At 50.6% G+C, this 15786-nt stretch carries 15 protein-coding genes; 8 read left to right on the forward strand and 7 right to left on the reverse strand.

Going from position 1 to position 15786, the window contains the following annotated elements; genetic code table 11:
- Positions 1-161 precede the first annotated feature (161 nt).
- The 8 genes from ACJHX3_RS12070 to ACJHX3_RS12105 all read left to right on the forward strand — a co-directional run bounded on the left by ACJHX3_RS12070 (position 162) and on the right by ACJHX3_RS12105 (position 9646).
- A complete protein-coding gene (locus ACJHX3_RS12070; protein ID WP_024044761.1) occupies positions 162-1769 on the forward strand; it encodes a YhiJ/YhiL family protein in 1608 nt (535 codons plus the stop codon).
- A 261-nt stretch (positions 1770-2030) separates the two neighbouring features.
- The gene (locus ACJHX3_RS12075; protein ID WP_024216289.1) at positions 2031-3653 is read left to right on the forward strand and encodes a DUF4049 domain-containing protein; all 1623 of its coding nucleotides are present in this window, start codon (positions 2031-2033) and stop codon (positions 3651-3653) included.
- A gap of 189 nt (positions 3654-3842) precedes the next feature.
- Positions 3843-3956, forward strand: coding sequence for a protein YhiY (gene yhiY, locus ACJHX3_RS12080; protein ID WP_001296785.1), 114 nt, complete (start codon positions 3843-3845; stop codon positions 3954-3956).
- A gap of 62 nt (positions 3957-4018) precedes the next feature.
- Positions 4019-5086 (forward strand): HlyD family secretion protein, encoded by a 1068-nt coding sequence (locus tag ACJHX3_RS12085; protein ID WP_024043585.1) that lies wholly within the window; start codon positions 4019-4021, stop codon positions 5084-5086.
- The gene (gene rbbA / locus ACJHX3_RS12090) at positions 5083-7818 is read left to right on the forward strand and encodes a ribosome-associated ATPase/putative transporter RbbA (RefSeq protein WP_024216288.1); all 2736 of its coding nucleotides are present in this window, start codon (positions 5083-5085) and stop codon (positions 7816-7818) included. Before ACJHX3_RS12085 ends, rbbA begins: the two co-directional genes overlap by 4 nt.
- Positions 7818-8942, forward strand: a complete 1125-nt coding sequence (locus ACJHX3_RS12095) for an ABC transporter permease (protein WP_001318088.1) — start codon at positions 7818-7820, stop codon at positions 8940-8942. The genes rbbA and ACJHX3_RS12095 overlap by 1 nt, the downstream gene beginning before the upstream one ends.
- A 72-nt stretch (positions 8943-9014) precedes the next feature.
- Positions 9015-9266 (forward strand): type II toxin-antitoxin system HicA family toxin, encoded by a 252-nt coding sequence (locus ACJHX3_RS12100; protein WP_033560611.1) that lies wholly within the window; start codon positions 9015-9017, stop codon positions 9264-9266.
- A gap of 20 nt (positions 9267-9286) precedes the next feature.
- Complete coding sequence (locus ACJHX3_RS12105; RefSeq protein ID WP_024044889.1) at positions 9287-9646, forward strand: type II toxin-antitoxin system HicB family antitoxin; 360 nt, start codon at positions 9287-9289, stop codon at positions 9644-9646.
- Positions 9647-9764: 118 nt separating this feature from the next.
- Here ACJHX3_RS12105 and nikR read toward each other — a convergent pair whose 3' ends face one another.
- The 7 genes from nikR to acpT form a co-directional block, all read right to left on the reverse strand.
- Positions 9765-10166: a nickel-responsive transcriptional regulator NikR gene (nikR, locus tag ACJHX3_RS12110; RefSeq protein ID WP_001190062.1), complete on the reverse strand. Its 402-nt coding sequence runs from the start codon at positions 10164-10166 to the stop codon at positions 9765-9767.
- Between the two features lie 5 nt (positions 10167-10171).
- Positions 10172-10978: a nickel import ATP-binding protein NikE gene (nikE, locus tag ACJHX3_RS12115; RefSeq protein WP_000173688.1), complete on the reverse strand. Its 807-nt coding sequence runs from the start codon at positions 10976-10978 to the stop codon at positions 10172-10174.
- Positions 10975-11739 (reverse strand): nickel import ATP-binding protein NikD, encoded by a 765-nt coding sequence (nikD, locus tag ACJHX3_RS12120; protein ID WP_001136200.1) that lies wholly within the window; start codon positions 11737-11739, stop codon positions 10975-10977. The genes nikE and nikD overlap by 4 nt, the downstream gene beginning before the upstream one ends.
- Entirely contained in the window at positions 11739-12572 is an 834-nt protein-coding gene (nikC, locus tag ACJHX3_RS12125; RefSeq protein ID WP_001008957.1) for a nickel ABC transporter permease subunit NikC, read from the reverse strand. Before nikC ends, nikD begins: the two co-directional genes overlap by 1 nt.
- The gene (gene nikB, locus ACJHX3_RS12130; RefSeq protein WP_000947068.1) at positions 12569-13513 is read right to left on the reverse strand and encodes a nickel ABC transporter permease subunit NikB; all 945 of its coding nucleotides are present in this window, start codon (positions 13511-13513) and stop codon (positions 12569-12571) included. The genes nikC and nikB overlap by 4 nt, the downstream gene beginning before the upstream one ends.
- Positions 13513-15087 (reverse strand): nickel ABC transporter substrate-binding protein, encoded by a 1575-nt coding sequence (nikA, locus tag ACJHX3_RS12135; RefSeq protein WP_094308217.1) that lies wholly within the window; start codon positions 15085-15087, stop codon positions 13513-13515. The genes nikB and nikA overlap by 1 nt, the downstream gene beginning before the upstream one ends.
- Before the next feature lie 110 nt (positions 15088-15197).
- Complete coding sequence (gene acpT, locus ACJHX3_RS12140) at positions 15198-15785, reverse strand: 4'-phosphopantetheinyl transferase AcpT (protein ID WP_024044111.1); 588 nt, start codon at positions 15783-15785, stop codon at positions 15198-15200.
- Between the last annotated feature and the right edge of the window lies 1 nt (position 15786).

Genomic DNA, 15786 nt, shown 5'->3' on the forward strand with positions numbered 1-15786 from the left:
GGGAGGGATTCTTTTTCATTATTTGGTAAAAGACCGGATAGCATCGGTGCTTAAAATCAGCGAACATATAAGTATTATTGTTTTATATCGTCGTAAATATGTCTTTCTGACATGTATTATTTATTTTGTTACAAACAATTCAAAAATATCACAGGTTATTTATGAAAGCAATTCACAATCAGATTATAAACATCTCTTCAAGCCATCAAGATAAGCATTCAGATAAAGTTAACAGTCATCAACACCATGGCAAGGTTGATAAAAAACATCGTGCAAAGATAGTTGAAATTGATAAGCTGAATAAACATTCGCAAATAGATAACGATTTTGGCCTGCATATCATCTATTTCCTGCAACATGGTCACTGGAAGGTAAATGATCGTAGTCACCAGATGGAGAAAGTATGGTTTTACAATAGTGAACCTTCTATAGATATTCAAGAATATAATAGATTCGCCGACAATACTACTGACACGTTTATCTTTACAATTATACCAGACAATAACCATGTGTTAAAATTATCGTCTCCCATTACCGTTACTGTTGAGTGTAAGGGCGGTTATTATTTTATTAATTCCTCTGGGGATAAATCTGACATAATTTATAAAGTTGGTGGGCTTTCTATCATACCTGAAAATTTCTTTACTCTTCTTAGTGGTAATTTTAAAGCTGACTGGCGTTGGGATGTCTCTAAAGAGACGTTTCCTAAGGATAAGTTTGCTAACTATGTTAAATCTGTGTTTTCAAAAATAGACTTTTATAAACAGTGTGGTGTGATTAACCCACAAAATGCCAACACGGCTTATTTTGGCGATACAGATGGAAGAGTAGGCGCTGTACTTTATGCATTGCTCGTTTCAGGGCATATAGGCATCAGGGAAAAGGGTTGGAGTTTATTATGTGAATTATTAAAACACGAAGACATGGCTTCATTTGCATACAAACATAAAAATAATAAAGTGCTCTACGATTTATTAAATACGAGAGACATGATCTTGAATGAGTTGCATCAACATGTTTTTTTAAAGGACGATGCGATAACCCCTTGTATCTTCCTTGGGGATCATACAGGCGATAGATTTAGTACTATTTTTGGTGATAAATATATCCTTACTTTGCTAAATTCTATGCGAAATATGGAGGGTAATAAAGATAGCCGTATTAATAAAAATGTCGTCGTTCTGGCTGGAAATCATGAAATCAATTTTAATGGTAACTATACTGCACGATTAGCAAATCATAAACTCTCTGCCGGTGATACGTATAACTTAATTAAAACGCTCGATGTTTGTAATTATGACTCAGAAAGGCAAGTTTTAACCAGTCATCACGGAATAATAAGAGATGAAGAAAAAAAATGTTATTGTCTCGGTGCTTTGCAGGTTCCATTTAATCAGATGAAAAATCCTACTGATCCTGAAGAATTAGCCAATATTTTTAATAAAAAACATAAAGAACACATGGATGATCCTCTATTCCATCTAATCCGAAGCAATACTTTGAAACCCACACCTGTATATGCTAATTATTTTGATAACACTACTGATTTCAGACCAGCACGTGAACGTATCTTCATATGTGGGGAGACACTCAAAGGTGAAGACCCCAGCAAATACATTAGACAAAAATATGGCCATCATGGGCCTGGGGTAGATCAGAATCAACAATTTGACAATGGTATTATGGGGCTAAATTCCCTGAAGGAAGCACGTGATAAAAATAATAAAATAATTTATTCCTCAGGGCTTAGTTGTTTTCAATCTCATTAAAACTCCATGAATACGGTGGTATGTCTTTTTAATCCTGCCAGTATTTCATAGGTTTTCTTAATCGATTGTAGAGGCATGTTCTGATGACGCCTCTACAATCTTTAGGGACTTTCTCTGCTATGAGATAAGAAATTTCATATTATGCTTTAAGGCTGAATGATTTGTGCAAAATATAATTATTTTTCCATCGAACATGAGGTGTATGTCATAAGATAAAATGTTAACTATGTATTCCTCGCGGTGAATAATATGAGGTAAAAGATGAAAATTGGAACTGTGGCAGGCACTAACGGCAGTACAACGACAATCGCAACAAATGATATGGTGCAAGAGCATGTTACCAACTTCACTAAAGAACTGTTTGGGTATATTGCAAATGGTATAGGTGATGATATATCAAGTATTGCCAGGACAATGCTCGGTGAAGTTGTGGAAAAAATTGATGATTGGCAAATAGAACGTTTCCAACAATCTATTCAAGATGACAAAATTTCATTTACCATACAAACGAATCATTCAGAAAAATATAGTATGCTATCGGGCATGCGTGCCCATATTCTACGTAGGAATAATAGTTATCAGTTTATTGTGACAATTAATAGTAAAAATTACGGTTGCCCTCTTGATGATACCGATATTAATTGGTGCAGCATTGTTTATTTACTTAATAATATGACAGTAAATGATAATGCTAATGATGTTGCAGTTACTGAGTCGTACAAACCCATCTGGAACTGGAAAATATCGCAATACAATGTATTTGATATTAAATTCGAAACAATTATAAAACCCCAGTTCGCTGACAGAACCTATTTCTCCAATTGTTCACCTGTTGATCCCACAAGTACCAGGCCGACCTATTTTGGCGATACCGATGGCTCAGTCGGTGCAGTTTTGTACGCGCTTTTGGCAACGGGATATTTGGGAATCATGGCTGAAGGAGAAAACTTCCTTAGCCAGTTGCTTAATATAGAAGATGAAGTTCTCAACGTATTGCTAAGGGAGAACTTTAATGAGCAACTTGACACTAATGTTAATACAATAATCAGTATTCTGAACAGAAGAGATATAGTTTTAGAAAGTCTTCAGCCTTATTTAGTTATTAATAAAGACGCTGTGACGCCATGTACGTTTCTGGGTGACCAAACCGGCGATCGATTTAGTAATATCTGTGGCGATCAATTTATCATCGATTTGTTAAAACGTATAATGAGTATCAATGAAAACGTTCATGTATTAGCTGGAAATCATGAAACAAACTGCAATGGTAACTATATGCAGAACTTCACGCGTATGAAACCACTTGATGAGGATACCTACGCTGGGATAAAAGATTATCCTGTATGTTTCTATGACCCTAAATACAAAATAATGGCAAATCATCATGGGATAACTTTTGATGATCAGCGAAAACGTTACATTATAGGACCGATAACAGTCTCTATTGATGAAATGACCAATGCTCTCGATCCGGTCGAATTAGCGGCAATTATTAATAAGAAGCATCATGCCATCATTAATGGTAAAAAGTTTAAAACTAGCCGGGCTATCTCTTGTCGATCCTTTAATCGTTATTTTTCTGTTTCGACAGATTACAGACCGAAACTTGAAGAACTATTAGCATGCTCACAAATGTTAGGTATAAATCAAGTTGTTGCACATAACGGTAATGGTGGAAGAGAACGCATAGGTGAAACGGGGACAGTTTTAGGTCTTAACGCCCGTGACAGTAAACATGCTGGAAGAATGTTCAGCATGCATAATTGCCAAATTAACCCTGGTGCAGGGCCTGAGATAACCACTCCCTGGAAGTCTTACCAGCATGAAAAAAACAGAAATGGACTTATGCCTTTGATTAGAAGGCGCACAATGTTACAGCTCTGAACCATAGACAACATGAATATTAATGTTACTATCTGGTTGAGACTGTTGATAAAACGTAAAAAGGAATGCTCTGTTCCTGCAACTGAACAGGCGTGAAACGCTATCCAACAGGATGGATACCGTTTTGTCAGCCAGTTTTATAGATCACACTTATGAGTATGCGTGTTTCATTTACGGCCAGGAATGCTGATGATGACAACATTACTACCCGTTTTCACTAAGCCTTCCCCATTGGCGCTCAATGCTCTGCGCGCTGGTCGTATTTGCCGTTTCCTTCTTATCCCGGATGGAAGAATCCGCTGAACGTCGTTCGGCGGCAGTTGTAACACGCGTCGTTTGTTTACAGGGATTATGGCGGGTCGATTATGGATAAGAGTAAGCGCCATCTGGCGTGGTGGGTTGTCGGGTTACTGGCGGTGGCTGCCGTCGTGGCGTGGTGGCTGTTGCGCCCGGCAGGTGTGCCGGAAGGCTTTGCCGTCAGTAATGGGCGCATTGAAGCGACGGAAGTGGATATCGCCAGCAAAATTGCCGGGCGTATCGATACCATTCTGGTGAAAGAAGGCCAGTTTGTTCGCGAAGGCGAAGTGTTGGCGAAGATGGATACTCGCGTGTTGCAGGAGCAGCGACTGGAAGCCATCGCGCAAATCAAAGAAGCGCAAAGCGCCGTTGCTGCCGCGCAGGCTTTGCTGGAGCAACGGCAAAGCGAAACTCGCGCCGCACAGTCGCTGGTCAATCAACGCCAGGCCGAACTGGACTCCGTGGCTAAACGTCATACGCGTTCCCGCTCGCTTGCCCAACGTGGAGCTATTTCTGCGCAACAGTTGGATGACGACCGCGCCGCCGCTGAGAGCGCCCGAGCTGCGCTGGAATCAGCAAAAGCCCAGGTTTCTGCTTCTAAAGCCGCTATAGAGGCGGCACGCACCAATATCATTCAGGCGCAAACCCGCGTCGAAGCCGCGCAAGCCACTGAACGGCGCATTGCCGCAGATATCGATGACAGCGAACTGAAAGCCCCGCGTGACGGACGCGTGCAGTATCGGGTTGCCGAGCCAGGCGAAGTGCTGGCAGCAGGCGGTCGGGTACTGAATATGGTCGATCTCAGCGACGTCTATATGACCTTCTTCCTGCCAACCGAACAGGCGGGCACGCTGAAACTGGGCGGTGAAGCCCGGCTGATCCTCGATGCCGCGCCAGATCTGCGTATTCCTGCAACCATCAGTTTTGTCGCCAGCGTCGCCCAGTTCACGCCAAAAACCGTCGAAACCAGCGATGAACGGCTGAAACTGATGTTCCGTGTCAAAGCGCGTATCCCACCGGAATTACTCCAGCTGCATCTGGAATATGTCAAAACCGGTTTGCCGGGCGTAGCGTGGGTGCGGGTGAATGAAGAACTTCCGTGGCCTGAAGACCTGGTGGTGAGGTTGCCGCAATGACGCATCTGGAACTGGTTCCCGTCCCGCCTGTCGCGCAACTGGCGGGCGTGAGCCAGCATTATGGAAAAACCGTTGCGCTGAACAATATCACTCTCGATATTCCGGCCCGCTGCATGGTTGGGCTGATTGGTCCGGATGGCGTCGGGAAGTCGAGTTTATTGTCATTGATTTCCGGTGCTCGTGTCATTGAGCAGGGCAATGTGATGGTGCTGGGCGGCGATATGCGCGATCCGAAGCATCGCCGTGACGTCTGCCCGCGCATCGCCTGGATGCCGCAGGGGCTGGGTAAAAACCTCTACCACACCTTGTCGGTGTATGAAAACGTCGATTTTTTCGCCCGCCTGTTCGGTCACGACAAAGCGGAGCGGGAAGTGCGAATTAATGAGCTGCTGACCAGCACCGGGTTAGCACCGTTTCGCGATCGTCCGGCAGGGAAACTCTCCGGCGGGATGAAGCAAAAACTGGGGCTGTGCTGTGCGTTAATCCACGACCCGGAATTGTTGATTCTTGATGAACCAACAACGGGGGTTGACCCGCTCTCCCGTGCCCAGTTCTGGGATCTGATCGACAGTATTCGCCAGCGGCAGAGCAATATGAGCGTGCTGGTCGCCACCGCCTACATGGAAGAGGCCGAACGCTTCGACTGGCTGGTAGCGATGAATGCCGGAGAAGTGCTGGCAACTGGCAGCGCCGAAGAGTTGCGGCAGCAAACGCAAAGCGCCACGCTGGAAGAAGCATTTATTAATCTGTTACCGCAAGCACAACGCCAGGCGCATCAGGCGGTAGTGATCCCACCATATCAACCTGAAAACGCAGAGATTGCCATCGAAGCGCGCGATCTGACCATGCGTTTTGGTTCCTTCGTTGCCGTTGATCACGTCAATTTCCGCATTCCACGCGGGGAGATTTTTGGTTTTCTTGGTTCGAATGGCTGCGGTAAATCCACCACCATGAAAATGCTTACCGGACTGCTGCCCGCCAGCGAAGGTGAGGCGTGGCTGTTCGGGCAGCCGGTTGATCCAAAAGATATCGATACTCGCCGTCGGGTGGGCTATATGTCGCAGGCGTTTTCGCTCTATAACGAGCTCACCGTGCGGCAAAACCTGGAGTTACATGCCCGTTTGTTTCACATCCCGGAAGCGGAAATTCCCGCGCGAGTGGCTGAAATGAGCGAGCGTTTTAAGCTCAACGACGTTGAAGATGTTCTGCCGGAGTCATTGCCGCTCGGCATTCGCCAGCGGCTTTCGCTGGCGGTGGCGGTGATTCATCGCCCGGAGATGTTAATCCTCGATGAACCTACTTCTGGCGTCGATCCGGTGGCGAGGGATATGTTCTGGCAGTTGATGGTCGATCTCTCGCGCCAGGACAAAGTGACTATCTTCATCTCCACCCACTTTATGAACGAAGCGGAACGTTGTGACCGTATCTCCCTGATGCACGCCGGAAAAGTGCTTGCCAACGGTACACCGCAGGAGCTGGTTGAAAAACGCGGAGCCGCCAGTCTGGAAGAGGCATTTATCGCCTATTTGCAGGAAGCTGCAGGGCAGAGCAGCGAAGCCGAAGCGCCGCCCGTGGTACACGACGCCACCCACGCGCCGCGTCAGGGATTTAGTCTGCGCCGTCTGTTTAGCTACAGCCGTCGCGAAGCACTGGAACTGCGACGCGATCCGGTACGTTCGACGCTGGCGCTGATGGGAACGGTGATCCTGATGCTGATAATGGGTTACGGCATCAGTATGGATGTGGAAAACCTGCGCTTTGCGGTACTCGACCGCGACCAGACCGTCAGTAGTCAGGCGTGGACGCTCAATCTCTCCGGTTCCCGTTACTTTATCGAACAACCACCGCTCACCAGTTATGACGAGCTGGATCGCCGGATGCGTGCAGGCGATATCACGGTGGCAATTGAGATCCCACCCAATTTCGGGCGCGATATCGCGCGTGGTACACCCGTGGAACTCGGTGTCTGGATCGACGGTGCAATGCCGAGCCGCGCCGAAACGGTAAAAGGCTACGTGCAGGCTATGCACCAGAGCTGGTTACAGGATGTAGCGAGCCGACAATCCACGCCCGCCAGCCAAAACGGGCTGATGAATATTGAGACGCGCTATCGCTATAACCCGGATGTAAAAAGCCTGCCAGCGATTGTTCCGGCGGTGATCCCGCTTCTGCTGATGATGATCCCGTCAATGCTAAGCGCTCTTAGCGTGGTGCGGGAAAAAGAGCTAGGGTCGATTATCAACCTTTACGTGACTCCCACCACCCGTAGCGAATTTTTGCTTGGCAAACAGCTGCCGTACATTGCGCTGGGGATGCTGAACTTTTTCCTGCTCTGCGGCCTGTCGGTGTTTGTGTTTGGCGTACCGCATAAAGGCAGTTTCCTGACGCTCACCCTGGCGGCGCTGCTGTATATCATCATTGCCACCGGAATGGGGCTGCTGATCTCCACCTTTATGAAAAGCCAGATTGCCGCCATTTTCGGTACGGCGATTATCACGTTGATCCCGGCGACACAGTTTTCCGGGATGATCGATCCGGTAGCTTCGCTGGAAGGTCCAGGACGTTGGATCGGCGAGGTTTACCCGACCAGTCATTTTCTGACTATCGCCCGCGGGACGTTCTCGAAAGCGCTGGATCTGACTGATTTGTGGCAACTTTTTATCCCGCTGCTGATAGCCATCCCGCTGGTGATGGGCTTAAGCATCCTGCTGCTGAAAAAACAGGAGGGATGATGCGCCATTTACGCAATATTTTTAATCTGGGTATCAAAGAGTTGCGCAGTTTGCTCGGTGATAAAGCGATGCTGACGCTGATTGTCTTCTCGTTTACGGTGTCGGTGTATTCGTCAGCGACCGTTACGCCAGGATCGTTGAACCTCGCGCCGATCGCCATTGCCGATATGGATCAATCGCAGTTATCGAACAGGATCGTTAACAGCTTCTATCGCCCGTGGTTTTTGCCACCGGAGATGATCACCGCCGATGAGATGGATGCCGGGCTGGACGCCGGACGCTATACCTTCGCGATAAATATTCCGCCTAATTTTCAGCGTGATGTCCTCGCCGGACGCCAGCCGGACATTCAGGTGAACGTCGATGCCACGCGCATGAGCCAGGCATTCACTGGCAACGGTTATATCCAGAATATTATCAACGGTGAAGTGAACAGCTTTGTCGCGCGCTACCGTGATAATAGCGAACCGTTGGTATCGCTGGAAACCCGGATGCGCTTTAACCCGAACCTCGATCCCGCGTGGTTTGGCGGGGTGATGGCGATCATCAACAACATTACCATGCTGGCGATTGTGTTGACCGGATCGGCACTGATCCGCGAGCGTGAACACGGCACGGTGGAACACTTACTGGTGATGCCGATAACGCCGTTTGAGATCATGATGGCGAAGGTCTGGTCGATGGGGCTGGTGGTGCTGGTGGTGTCGGGATTATCGCTGGTACTGATGGTGAAAGGCGTGCTGGGCGTACCGATTGAAGGCTCGATCCCGCTGTTTATGCTGGGCGTGGCGCTCAGTCTGTTTGCCACCACGTCAATCGGCATTTTTATGGGGACGATAGCGCGTTCAATGCCGCAACTGGGGCTGCTGGTGATTCTGGTGCTGCTGCCGCTGCAAATGCTTTCCGGTGGATCCACGCCGCGCGAAAGTATGCCGCAGACGGTGCAGGACATTATGCTGACCATGCCGACGACACACTTTGTCAGCCTCGCGCAAGCCATTCTCTACCGTGGTGCAGGATTCGAAATCGTCTGGCCGCAGTTCCTGACACTGATGGCAATTGGCGGCGCGTTTTTCACCATCGCACTGCTGAGATTCAGGAAGACAATTGGGACAATGGCGTAAGGAAGGGAAACTTGACTTCATATTGTGATGTCATACTATTGATGTCATAAAGTGAAGTCATAAGGACATGCCATGAGAACCCAGGTACAGGCTTTACGGAAGAAACAAAAAAATACATTGGATCAAATATTTAAATCTCCTGTTCCTCAAGGGATTAAGTGGTCTGATATAGAGTCACTGGTTAAAGCATTAGGCGGAGAAATTAAGGAAGGAAGAGGTTCGCGTTGTAAGTTCATACTAAATATGAGCGTTGCGTGTTTCCATCGGCCTCATCCGTCGCCAGATACCGATAAAGGCGCTGTAGAAAGCGTGCGTGACTGGTGACTAAATATAGGGGTAAAACCATGATCAAACTGAAGACACCAAACTCTATGGAGATTGCCGGGCAACCTGCAGTTATCACTTACGTGCCAGAACTGAATGCATTTCGTGGCAAATTCCTGGGCTTGTCAGGTTATTGTGATTTTGTCTCTGACAGTATTCAGGGGCTGCAAAAAGAAGGGGAGCTTTCCCTGCGAGAGTATCTTGAGGATTGTAAAGCTGCGGGTATTGAGCCGTATGCGCATACAGAAAAGATTAAGACCTTTACATTACGCTATCCAGAATCGCTGAGTGAACGCCTTACTAATGCGGCTGCGCAGCAACAAGTCTCTGTAAATACTTATATTATTGAAACGCTAAATGAGCGTTTGAATCATTTATAAATTTTAGCGGCGTACATTACGCAGAATATCTGCCTTTACAGGATCTATCTATGCAACTGAACTTAATTTTATAAATTAAGTTCAGTTAATATCTTTTCTTTCTCGTTTCTAAAAGAACTCAATCTTCCTTCGGCAAGCACTGCAAATGCCCGTGCCGCACGCCGCGCTGGGCGATAACGTCATCGGCAAAATGCTGCACGTCGCCCATGTCACCTTTCAGCACGGCAATTTCCAGACAGTCGTCGTGATTAATGTGCACATGCAGAGTAGCAACCGAGAGATCGTGGTGATGATGCTGGGTGGAAACAATACGGCTGGCTAAGTCGCGTTTTTCGTGTTCATACACATACGACAGCACCGCGAAACCTTGCGTGCCGTGCTGCTGGGTAGCTTCCTGCGCCAGGGCACTCCGCAGAATATCGCGGATAGCTTCGGAACGGTTGTTATAACCACGACGCTGGCTCAGGCTGTCCAGCGTCTCCAGTAAATCGTCATCAAGCGTGATGGTGACTCGTTGCATTTGCGTTAAACCTTTTCTGTGGTGCGACGGCGCACGGGGAATGCGGGTAATACCGCGTTTTGTAGCACACGTCCGGCGTCAGAGGAAAAGGTTAATTTATCTCCCACCACCTGGGTTTCGACGATTTGCCCGTTGTCCATCACCATCACTCGCTGGCAAAAGCGTTCCACCAGGCGTAAGTCATGAGTGATGAACAGGCAGGCAGTGCCAAACTGTTGTTGTAGCTTTTTCAGCAGGCGAATGACGCCCGCCTGTAACACGAGATCAAGGTTAGAAACGGCTTCATCCAGAATCAGTAGTTTCGGTTCGACCGCCAGCGCGCGAGCCAGGCAGACGCGCTGGAGCTGACCGCCGCTTAACTGCGGTGGGCGTTTGTCTAGAACGCTGTCATCGAGATCGACCGCCTTCAGCATTTCGCTGGCGCGCGCCAGTTGTTCGGCTTTTTTCAGCGATAGCAGGTGGCGCATCGGTTCACGCAGGATCTCGCGCACGGTTTTGCGCGGATTCACGGCGCTGATGGAGTCCTGAAATACCATCTGAATATCGCGGCGGAACGCTTTACGCTGGGCGCGATTGAGCTTTGCCAACGGTTCGCCGCGCCAGCTAATATTCCCTTGTGAGGGAGACTCTAAGCCTACCAGCAGCCGCGCGAGAGTGCTTTTTCCGCAGCCGCTGCGCCCCAGCAGGGCGACGGTTTCGCCGCTTTTCAGGGTCAGGGAAACGTTATTCAGCACCGCCTGGTGTTGATGTTTTCCGCTAAATCCACCGTGCGCATAGTGATGGGAAAGGTCGGAGACGTTAAGTAAAGTCATGATGCCAGCTCCATACCGTAGAGGGCGAGATGAGCGGAAACCAGGCTGCGCGTTACCGCATGTTTGGGGGCATTAAACAGCGTTTCTACATCGCCCTGTTCGACAATTTTACCGTGCGACATCACCGCCACATCATCCGCCAGACGCGCCACAACGCCCATATCATGGGTCACCAGCAGCATTCCCGGCGCTTGTTTTTGCATAATGCTCTCCAGCAGATCGAGGATGCGCGCCTGCGCTACCACATCAAGGTCGGTAGTCGGTTCATCGGCGATGATAAACGGTGATTCGCACAGCACCGCCATCGCAATCATCATGCGCTGCAACATACCGCCACTCATCTCGAACGGGTAGAGCTTCAGCACGCGCGCGGCGTTTTCCAACCCCACCGCTTCTATGGCAGCGGTAAGTGTGGCGTCATCGGCGGGTTTCCCTAACGCCAGGCAGGTTTCCCGCGCGTGGGTGTGCATGGTGTGCAGCGGATTAAAGGCGCTGCGCGGGTTCTGCATGATGGTGGCAATTTTGATGCCGCGCAGGGCGCAGGGAGAAACCGGTTTGCCATCGGCTAAAATTTCCCCCGCCGTCTGGCGAACGCCTGCGGGGAGAATGCCCAGCGCCGCGGCGCAGGTTAATGATTTCCCGCTGCCGCTACCGCCGACTAACGCCAGCACACGCCCGCGTTGCAGGGTTAACGATACACCGTGCACCAGCGGCTGCGCGGCCTGTAGCGCGATATCGCGCAGTTCAATCTGTTGCGGCATTAGTGTGCGTGCTCCGTCACCAGATGAGGATCCAGATGATCGCGCAGTGCGTCACCCACCAGGTTAAAGGCCATCACGCTGATAAACAGCGCCAGCCCCGGCCAGAACATTTGCAGCGGCTGGGTCCAGATATACTGGCGCGCGTCGTTAATCATCACGCCCCATTCGGCGGTAGGCGCGGTCACGCCGAGGCCGAGGAAGGACATCCCCGCGACGTGCAGCATCATATGACCAATATCCAGCGTCGCCAGCACCAGCAGCGAGGGGATCACCGCGCCTGCCAGATGATCGACAAACACCCGCACATGGCCCGCGCCGGAAAGCCGTGACGCCAGCACAAACTCGCGCTGGCGTAGCGAAATCACCAGGCTGCGCACCATGCGTGCATACCACGCCCAGTGCGACAGGGCGATGGCAATAATTACGTTGGTCAGCCCAGTGCCGAGCACGCCAACCATAAAGAATGACAGAATCGAGGTCGGGAAGGTCATAAACATATCGGCGACGCGCATGGTAGCCTGATCAACGCGCCCGCCAATCAGCCCGGCGCTGCCGCCAATAATCAGCCCTAATGTCAGCACCAACAGCAGGCAGGCCATTACCGAGCCGAGCGACACGCGGGTCGCCGCCATCAGCCGCGAGAAAATATCGCGCCCTAAATGATCGGTACCCAGCCAGTGCTGCGCATCCGGTGAAAGCAGGCGCGACGGCAGATCAATCGCCTGTGGGTCATACGGCAGCCACCACTGGCTGGTGAGCGCAATCAGCGCCAGCAGGGCGATAATGATCAGCGCCAGGCGTACCGACCAGCGGGAAGAGAGGAAAAAGTTCACGCGTGGGCTCCTTCATGACGACGAATGCGCGGGTCCAGCGCGGCGTTGAGCAAATCAACAATCAAATTACAGACCACAAAAACCACCACCATCATCAGCGTAAAGCACTGGATCACCGGATAGTCACGGTTAAAAATCGCCGACACCGCATAGCGCCCGACGCCCGGCCAGGCAAAGATGTTTTCGATAATCATCGTCCCGCCAATCAGTTCGCCAATGTGCATCCCCACGGCGGTGATCATCGGCAGCGAGGCATTGCGCAGAATATGACGACGCTCGGTCTGTTTGTCATTCAGGCCGCGTAGCCGCGCCCAGGTGACGTGACGCTGACCGGCGACGTCCAGCATACTGGCGCGCAGTAGCCGTGCATTAATCGCCAGCGACATAAAGGCAATGGAAACCGCAGGCAAAATGATGTGCTGCCAGCCGCCGTAGCCCATCGCGGGTAGCCATTGCAGATATACCGAAAACGCCATCACCAGCAAAAACGCCAGCCAGAAGTTAGGCATCGACACGCCGAGAAACGCGATGAAACGTACGGCGAAATCCGGCAGACGATCGCGATGGCGCGCCGCCCAGATACCGAGCGGTACGGAAGTGAGCAGAATTAATACCAGCGCCGCACCTGCAAGTTCCAGCGTGGCGGGCAGGAAGTTCAGCATATCGTCCAATACCGGACGTTGGCTGGCGAATGAGATACCGAAATCAAGATGCAGCGCCTTCCATAGCCAGGTGCCGTATTGCACGTACAGCGGCTGATCCAGCCCCAGCATGGTGCGGGTAGAGGCCAGCATCTCCGGCGTCGGCGGCAGGTTAGATAAACGCAAATAATCAAGCGCCGGGTCGCCGGTGCCGAGGCGCAGCATCAGAAAAATGATCACCGAGGCGGCGAGCACCATCGGGATCAGCAGCAGAAAGCGGCGTAATACGTAACGCAACATTAAGGTTTCACCGGTTTAATCTGTTCGAACGGAATTTCGGTGGCGATCGGCGCGTAGGGGATGTTACCCAGCTCCGGTTTTGATACCACCATCATTGAGATGTAACTGATAGGCAGATAAACCGCCTCGTCATGCAGACGGGTCAGAATGTCGCGATACAGCGCCTGACGTTGCGTTTCGTCATGGGTCGCCAGCACTTCGCCGATCTCTTTATCAATCAGCGGCTTGTCGGCTAATCCTTGCTGTGCCTGGAAATCAGCGTGTGACGGTACGCGCATTGAACTCAGGAAGGCGTGTGGGTCGTATGGCGCGCCCCAGGTGCGATGGAAAATCATGCCAAAACGACCGTCGCGCTGACGAGCATAGATACTGCTCTCTTCTTCGCCAATCAGTGAGACATCTGCGCCAATCTGGCGCATATCAGCCTGAATGATTTCCGCCATCGATTTGCTTAACGCATCGGTGCCGATGAACGACAGTTCAATGCGCAGCGGCTGACCATTTTTCTCGCGGATGTCTTTGCCCGTAGGCAACGTCCAACCGGCTTTTTCCAGCAACGCTTTCGCTTTCTGCGGATCGTACTGGCGCGGTTTCAGGCCGAGGTTGGCATAGGGCACAGAAGGAGCAAACAGGGTGTCGGCGACCTGCTGGGTGCCATACAACGCGTTATCAATCAGCGATTTTTTGTTTACCGCGTAATTAAGAGCTTCACGTACGGCCAGCTCGTTGGTGGGGGCTTTGGCGGTATTGAGCGCCAGCATCACGGTTTCGATCGGCTGTGACAGTTGGGTGTGGTAAGCCGGGTTCTGGCTAAAACGGGCGAAGGTATCGAGCGGTAATAACCCTTCGTTTCCGTACAGCAGGTCGATATCGCCTGTTTCAAACGCCACCGCGCGGGTAGTCGGGTCCGGGATCACGTTAAAGGTGATCTTTTTAATCGCCGGCTTTTCGCCCCAGTAGTTTTCGTTACGGACGAAGACATCGTACTGATTCAGTTTCGATTCCTGTAAAACCCACGGCCCGGTGCCAATCGGCGCTTTAATTCCGTTCATGGTTTCGTGGTTTTTAAACTGCGAGGGTGCGATAAAACGGAAAGGACGGGGCAGGGCCAGTTCTTGCAGGAAAGGATAGTAGGCGCTTTTCAGGGTGATTTGCAGCTCTGTTTTACTGAGTGCTTTGACATCAACAATCTGGTTTGCCAGCTCCAGCCAGGCGTGACGTTGACGGTTATCGAGCACTGCGCGGAAGTTTTCTGCCGCCGCCTCTGCATCAAACGGTTCGCCGTTGGAGAATTTCACGTCATCACGCAGGGTGAAGGTCCAGGTTTTACCATCTTCTGAATGAGTCCAGCTTTTTGCCAGCCACGGGATCACCGAACCGTCTGCCTGATATTTCACCAATGGTTCATAAACCATGCTCTGGGCGAACATCTGGTTAGGCGTGTAAAGGTGCGGGTTTAGTGGCCCGACATTCACCGGCCAGGCGGTGGTGATTTCATCTGGTGCAGCGGCATGGACGATAAAAGACGCACAAGCCAGCAGCGCAAATAGAGTGCGGCGGAGTGTGGAGAGCATGGTAACTCCAATGGATTAAAATAGATGGCGGAAATAAGTATGACGATTTTAAGTATTCGTCATACTGATAACCTGTTCTGGATCAAAAGATGGACAGTCGGGTGGGCGGATCAGTTAACTGAATCGATCCATTGCACACTGTTGGCGGAGAGCGTAAAGGGGGTGGGAGTGCAGATCGCCAGGCTTAAATTATCAAGCTGGCAATGGCTAACCGACAGTGATGAGTGATAGGTGCTGTCTACGCTGACGATTTGCCAGGCGCTGCCGCCACGTTGTTTAACGATGGCTTCTTTGCGTGTCCAGATGCGCCAGAACATTTCCAGTTGCTGATCGGGATGCACGGCGTCCATCTCAGCGTGTTCCCCGAGGCTGAACACGGCGTTCGCCAGCCAGCGCCAGTTGGCGCGCGGGCGAATCACTTCGATATCGCAGCCGACTTCGCCTTCATCGCTCAACAGCAGGGCGATATCGTCACCGCTATGGCTTAAGTTGAACCATAGCGGCGTTTCCGGCGCGAATGCAGGTTTGCCTTGTTCGCCATAGATGATCTCCGGTAGCGGGGAAAGCGTGTGCGAAAGCAATGCACGCCCCGCCAGCCAGCGTTCGCGTCGTGGACCTTGCGGTGCTTGATCGCGTAAAGCCGGTGGCAGTGGAGCTGCGCTTAAGGTCGAAACTTTCCCCAGAACTATCCGATACATA

The organism is Escherichia sp. WS1265 (assembly GCF_046487585.1).
Taxonomy (GTDB): domain Bacteria; phylum Pseudomonadota; class Gammaproteobacteria; order Enterobacterales; family Enterobacteriaceae; genus Escherichia; species Escherichia coli.

Coding starts and splice junctions, on each gene's coding strand:
- rbbA (WP_024216288.1), top strand. CDS start 5,083: ATGACGCATCTGGAACTGGTTCCCGTCCCGCCTGTCGCGCAACTGGCG.
- yhiY (WP_001296785.1), top strand. CDS start 3,843: ATGATGACAACATTACTACCCGTTTTCACTAAGCCTTCCCCATTGGCG.
- ACJHX3_RS12105 (WP_024044889.1), top strand. CDS start 9,287: ATGATCAAACTGAAGACACCAAACTCTATGGAGATTGCCGGGCAACCT.
- nikB (WP_000947068.1), bottom strand. CDS start 13,513: ATGTTGCGTTACGTATTACGCCGCTTTCTGCTGCTGATCCCGATGGTG.
- ACJHX3_RS12085 (WP_024043585.1), top strand. CDS start 4,019: ATGGATAAGAGTAAGCGCCATCTGGCGTGGTGGGTTGTCGGGTTACTG.
- nikE (WP_000173688.1), bottom strand. CDS start 10,978: ATGACTTTACTTAACGTCTCCGACCTTTCCCATCACTATGCGCACGGT.
- nikD (WP_001136200.1), bottom strand. CDS start 11,739: ATGCCGCAACAGATTGAACTGCGCGATATCGCGCTACAGGCCGCGCAG.
- nikR (WP_001190062.1), bottom strand. CDS start 10,166: ATGCAACGAGTCACCATCACGCTTGATGACGATTTACTGGAGACGCTG.
- acpT (WP_024044111.1), bottom strand. CDS start 15,785: ATGTATCGGATAGTTCTGGGGAAAGTTTCGACCTTAAGCGCAGCTCCA.
- ACJHX3_RS12070 (WP_024044761.1), top strand. CDS start 162: ATGAAAGCAATTCACAATCAGATTATAAACATCTCTTCAAGCCATCAA.
- nikA (WP_094308217.1), bottom strand. CDS start 15,087: ATGCTCTCCACACTCCGCCGCACTCTATTTGCGCTGCTGGCTTGTGCG.
- ACJHX3_RS12100 (WP_033560611.1), top strand. CDS start 9,015: ATGAGAACCCAGGTACAGGCTTTACGGAAGAAACAAAAAAATACATTG.
- ACJHX3_RS12075 (WP_024216289.1), top strand. CDS start 2,031: ATGAAAATTGGAACTGTGGCAGGCACTAACGGCAGTACAACGACAATC.
- ACJHX3_RS12095 (WP_001318088.1), top strand. CDS start 7,818: ATGCGCCATTTACGCAATATTTTTAATCTGGGTATCAAAGAGTTGCGC.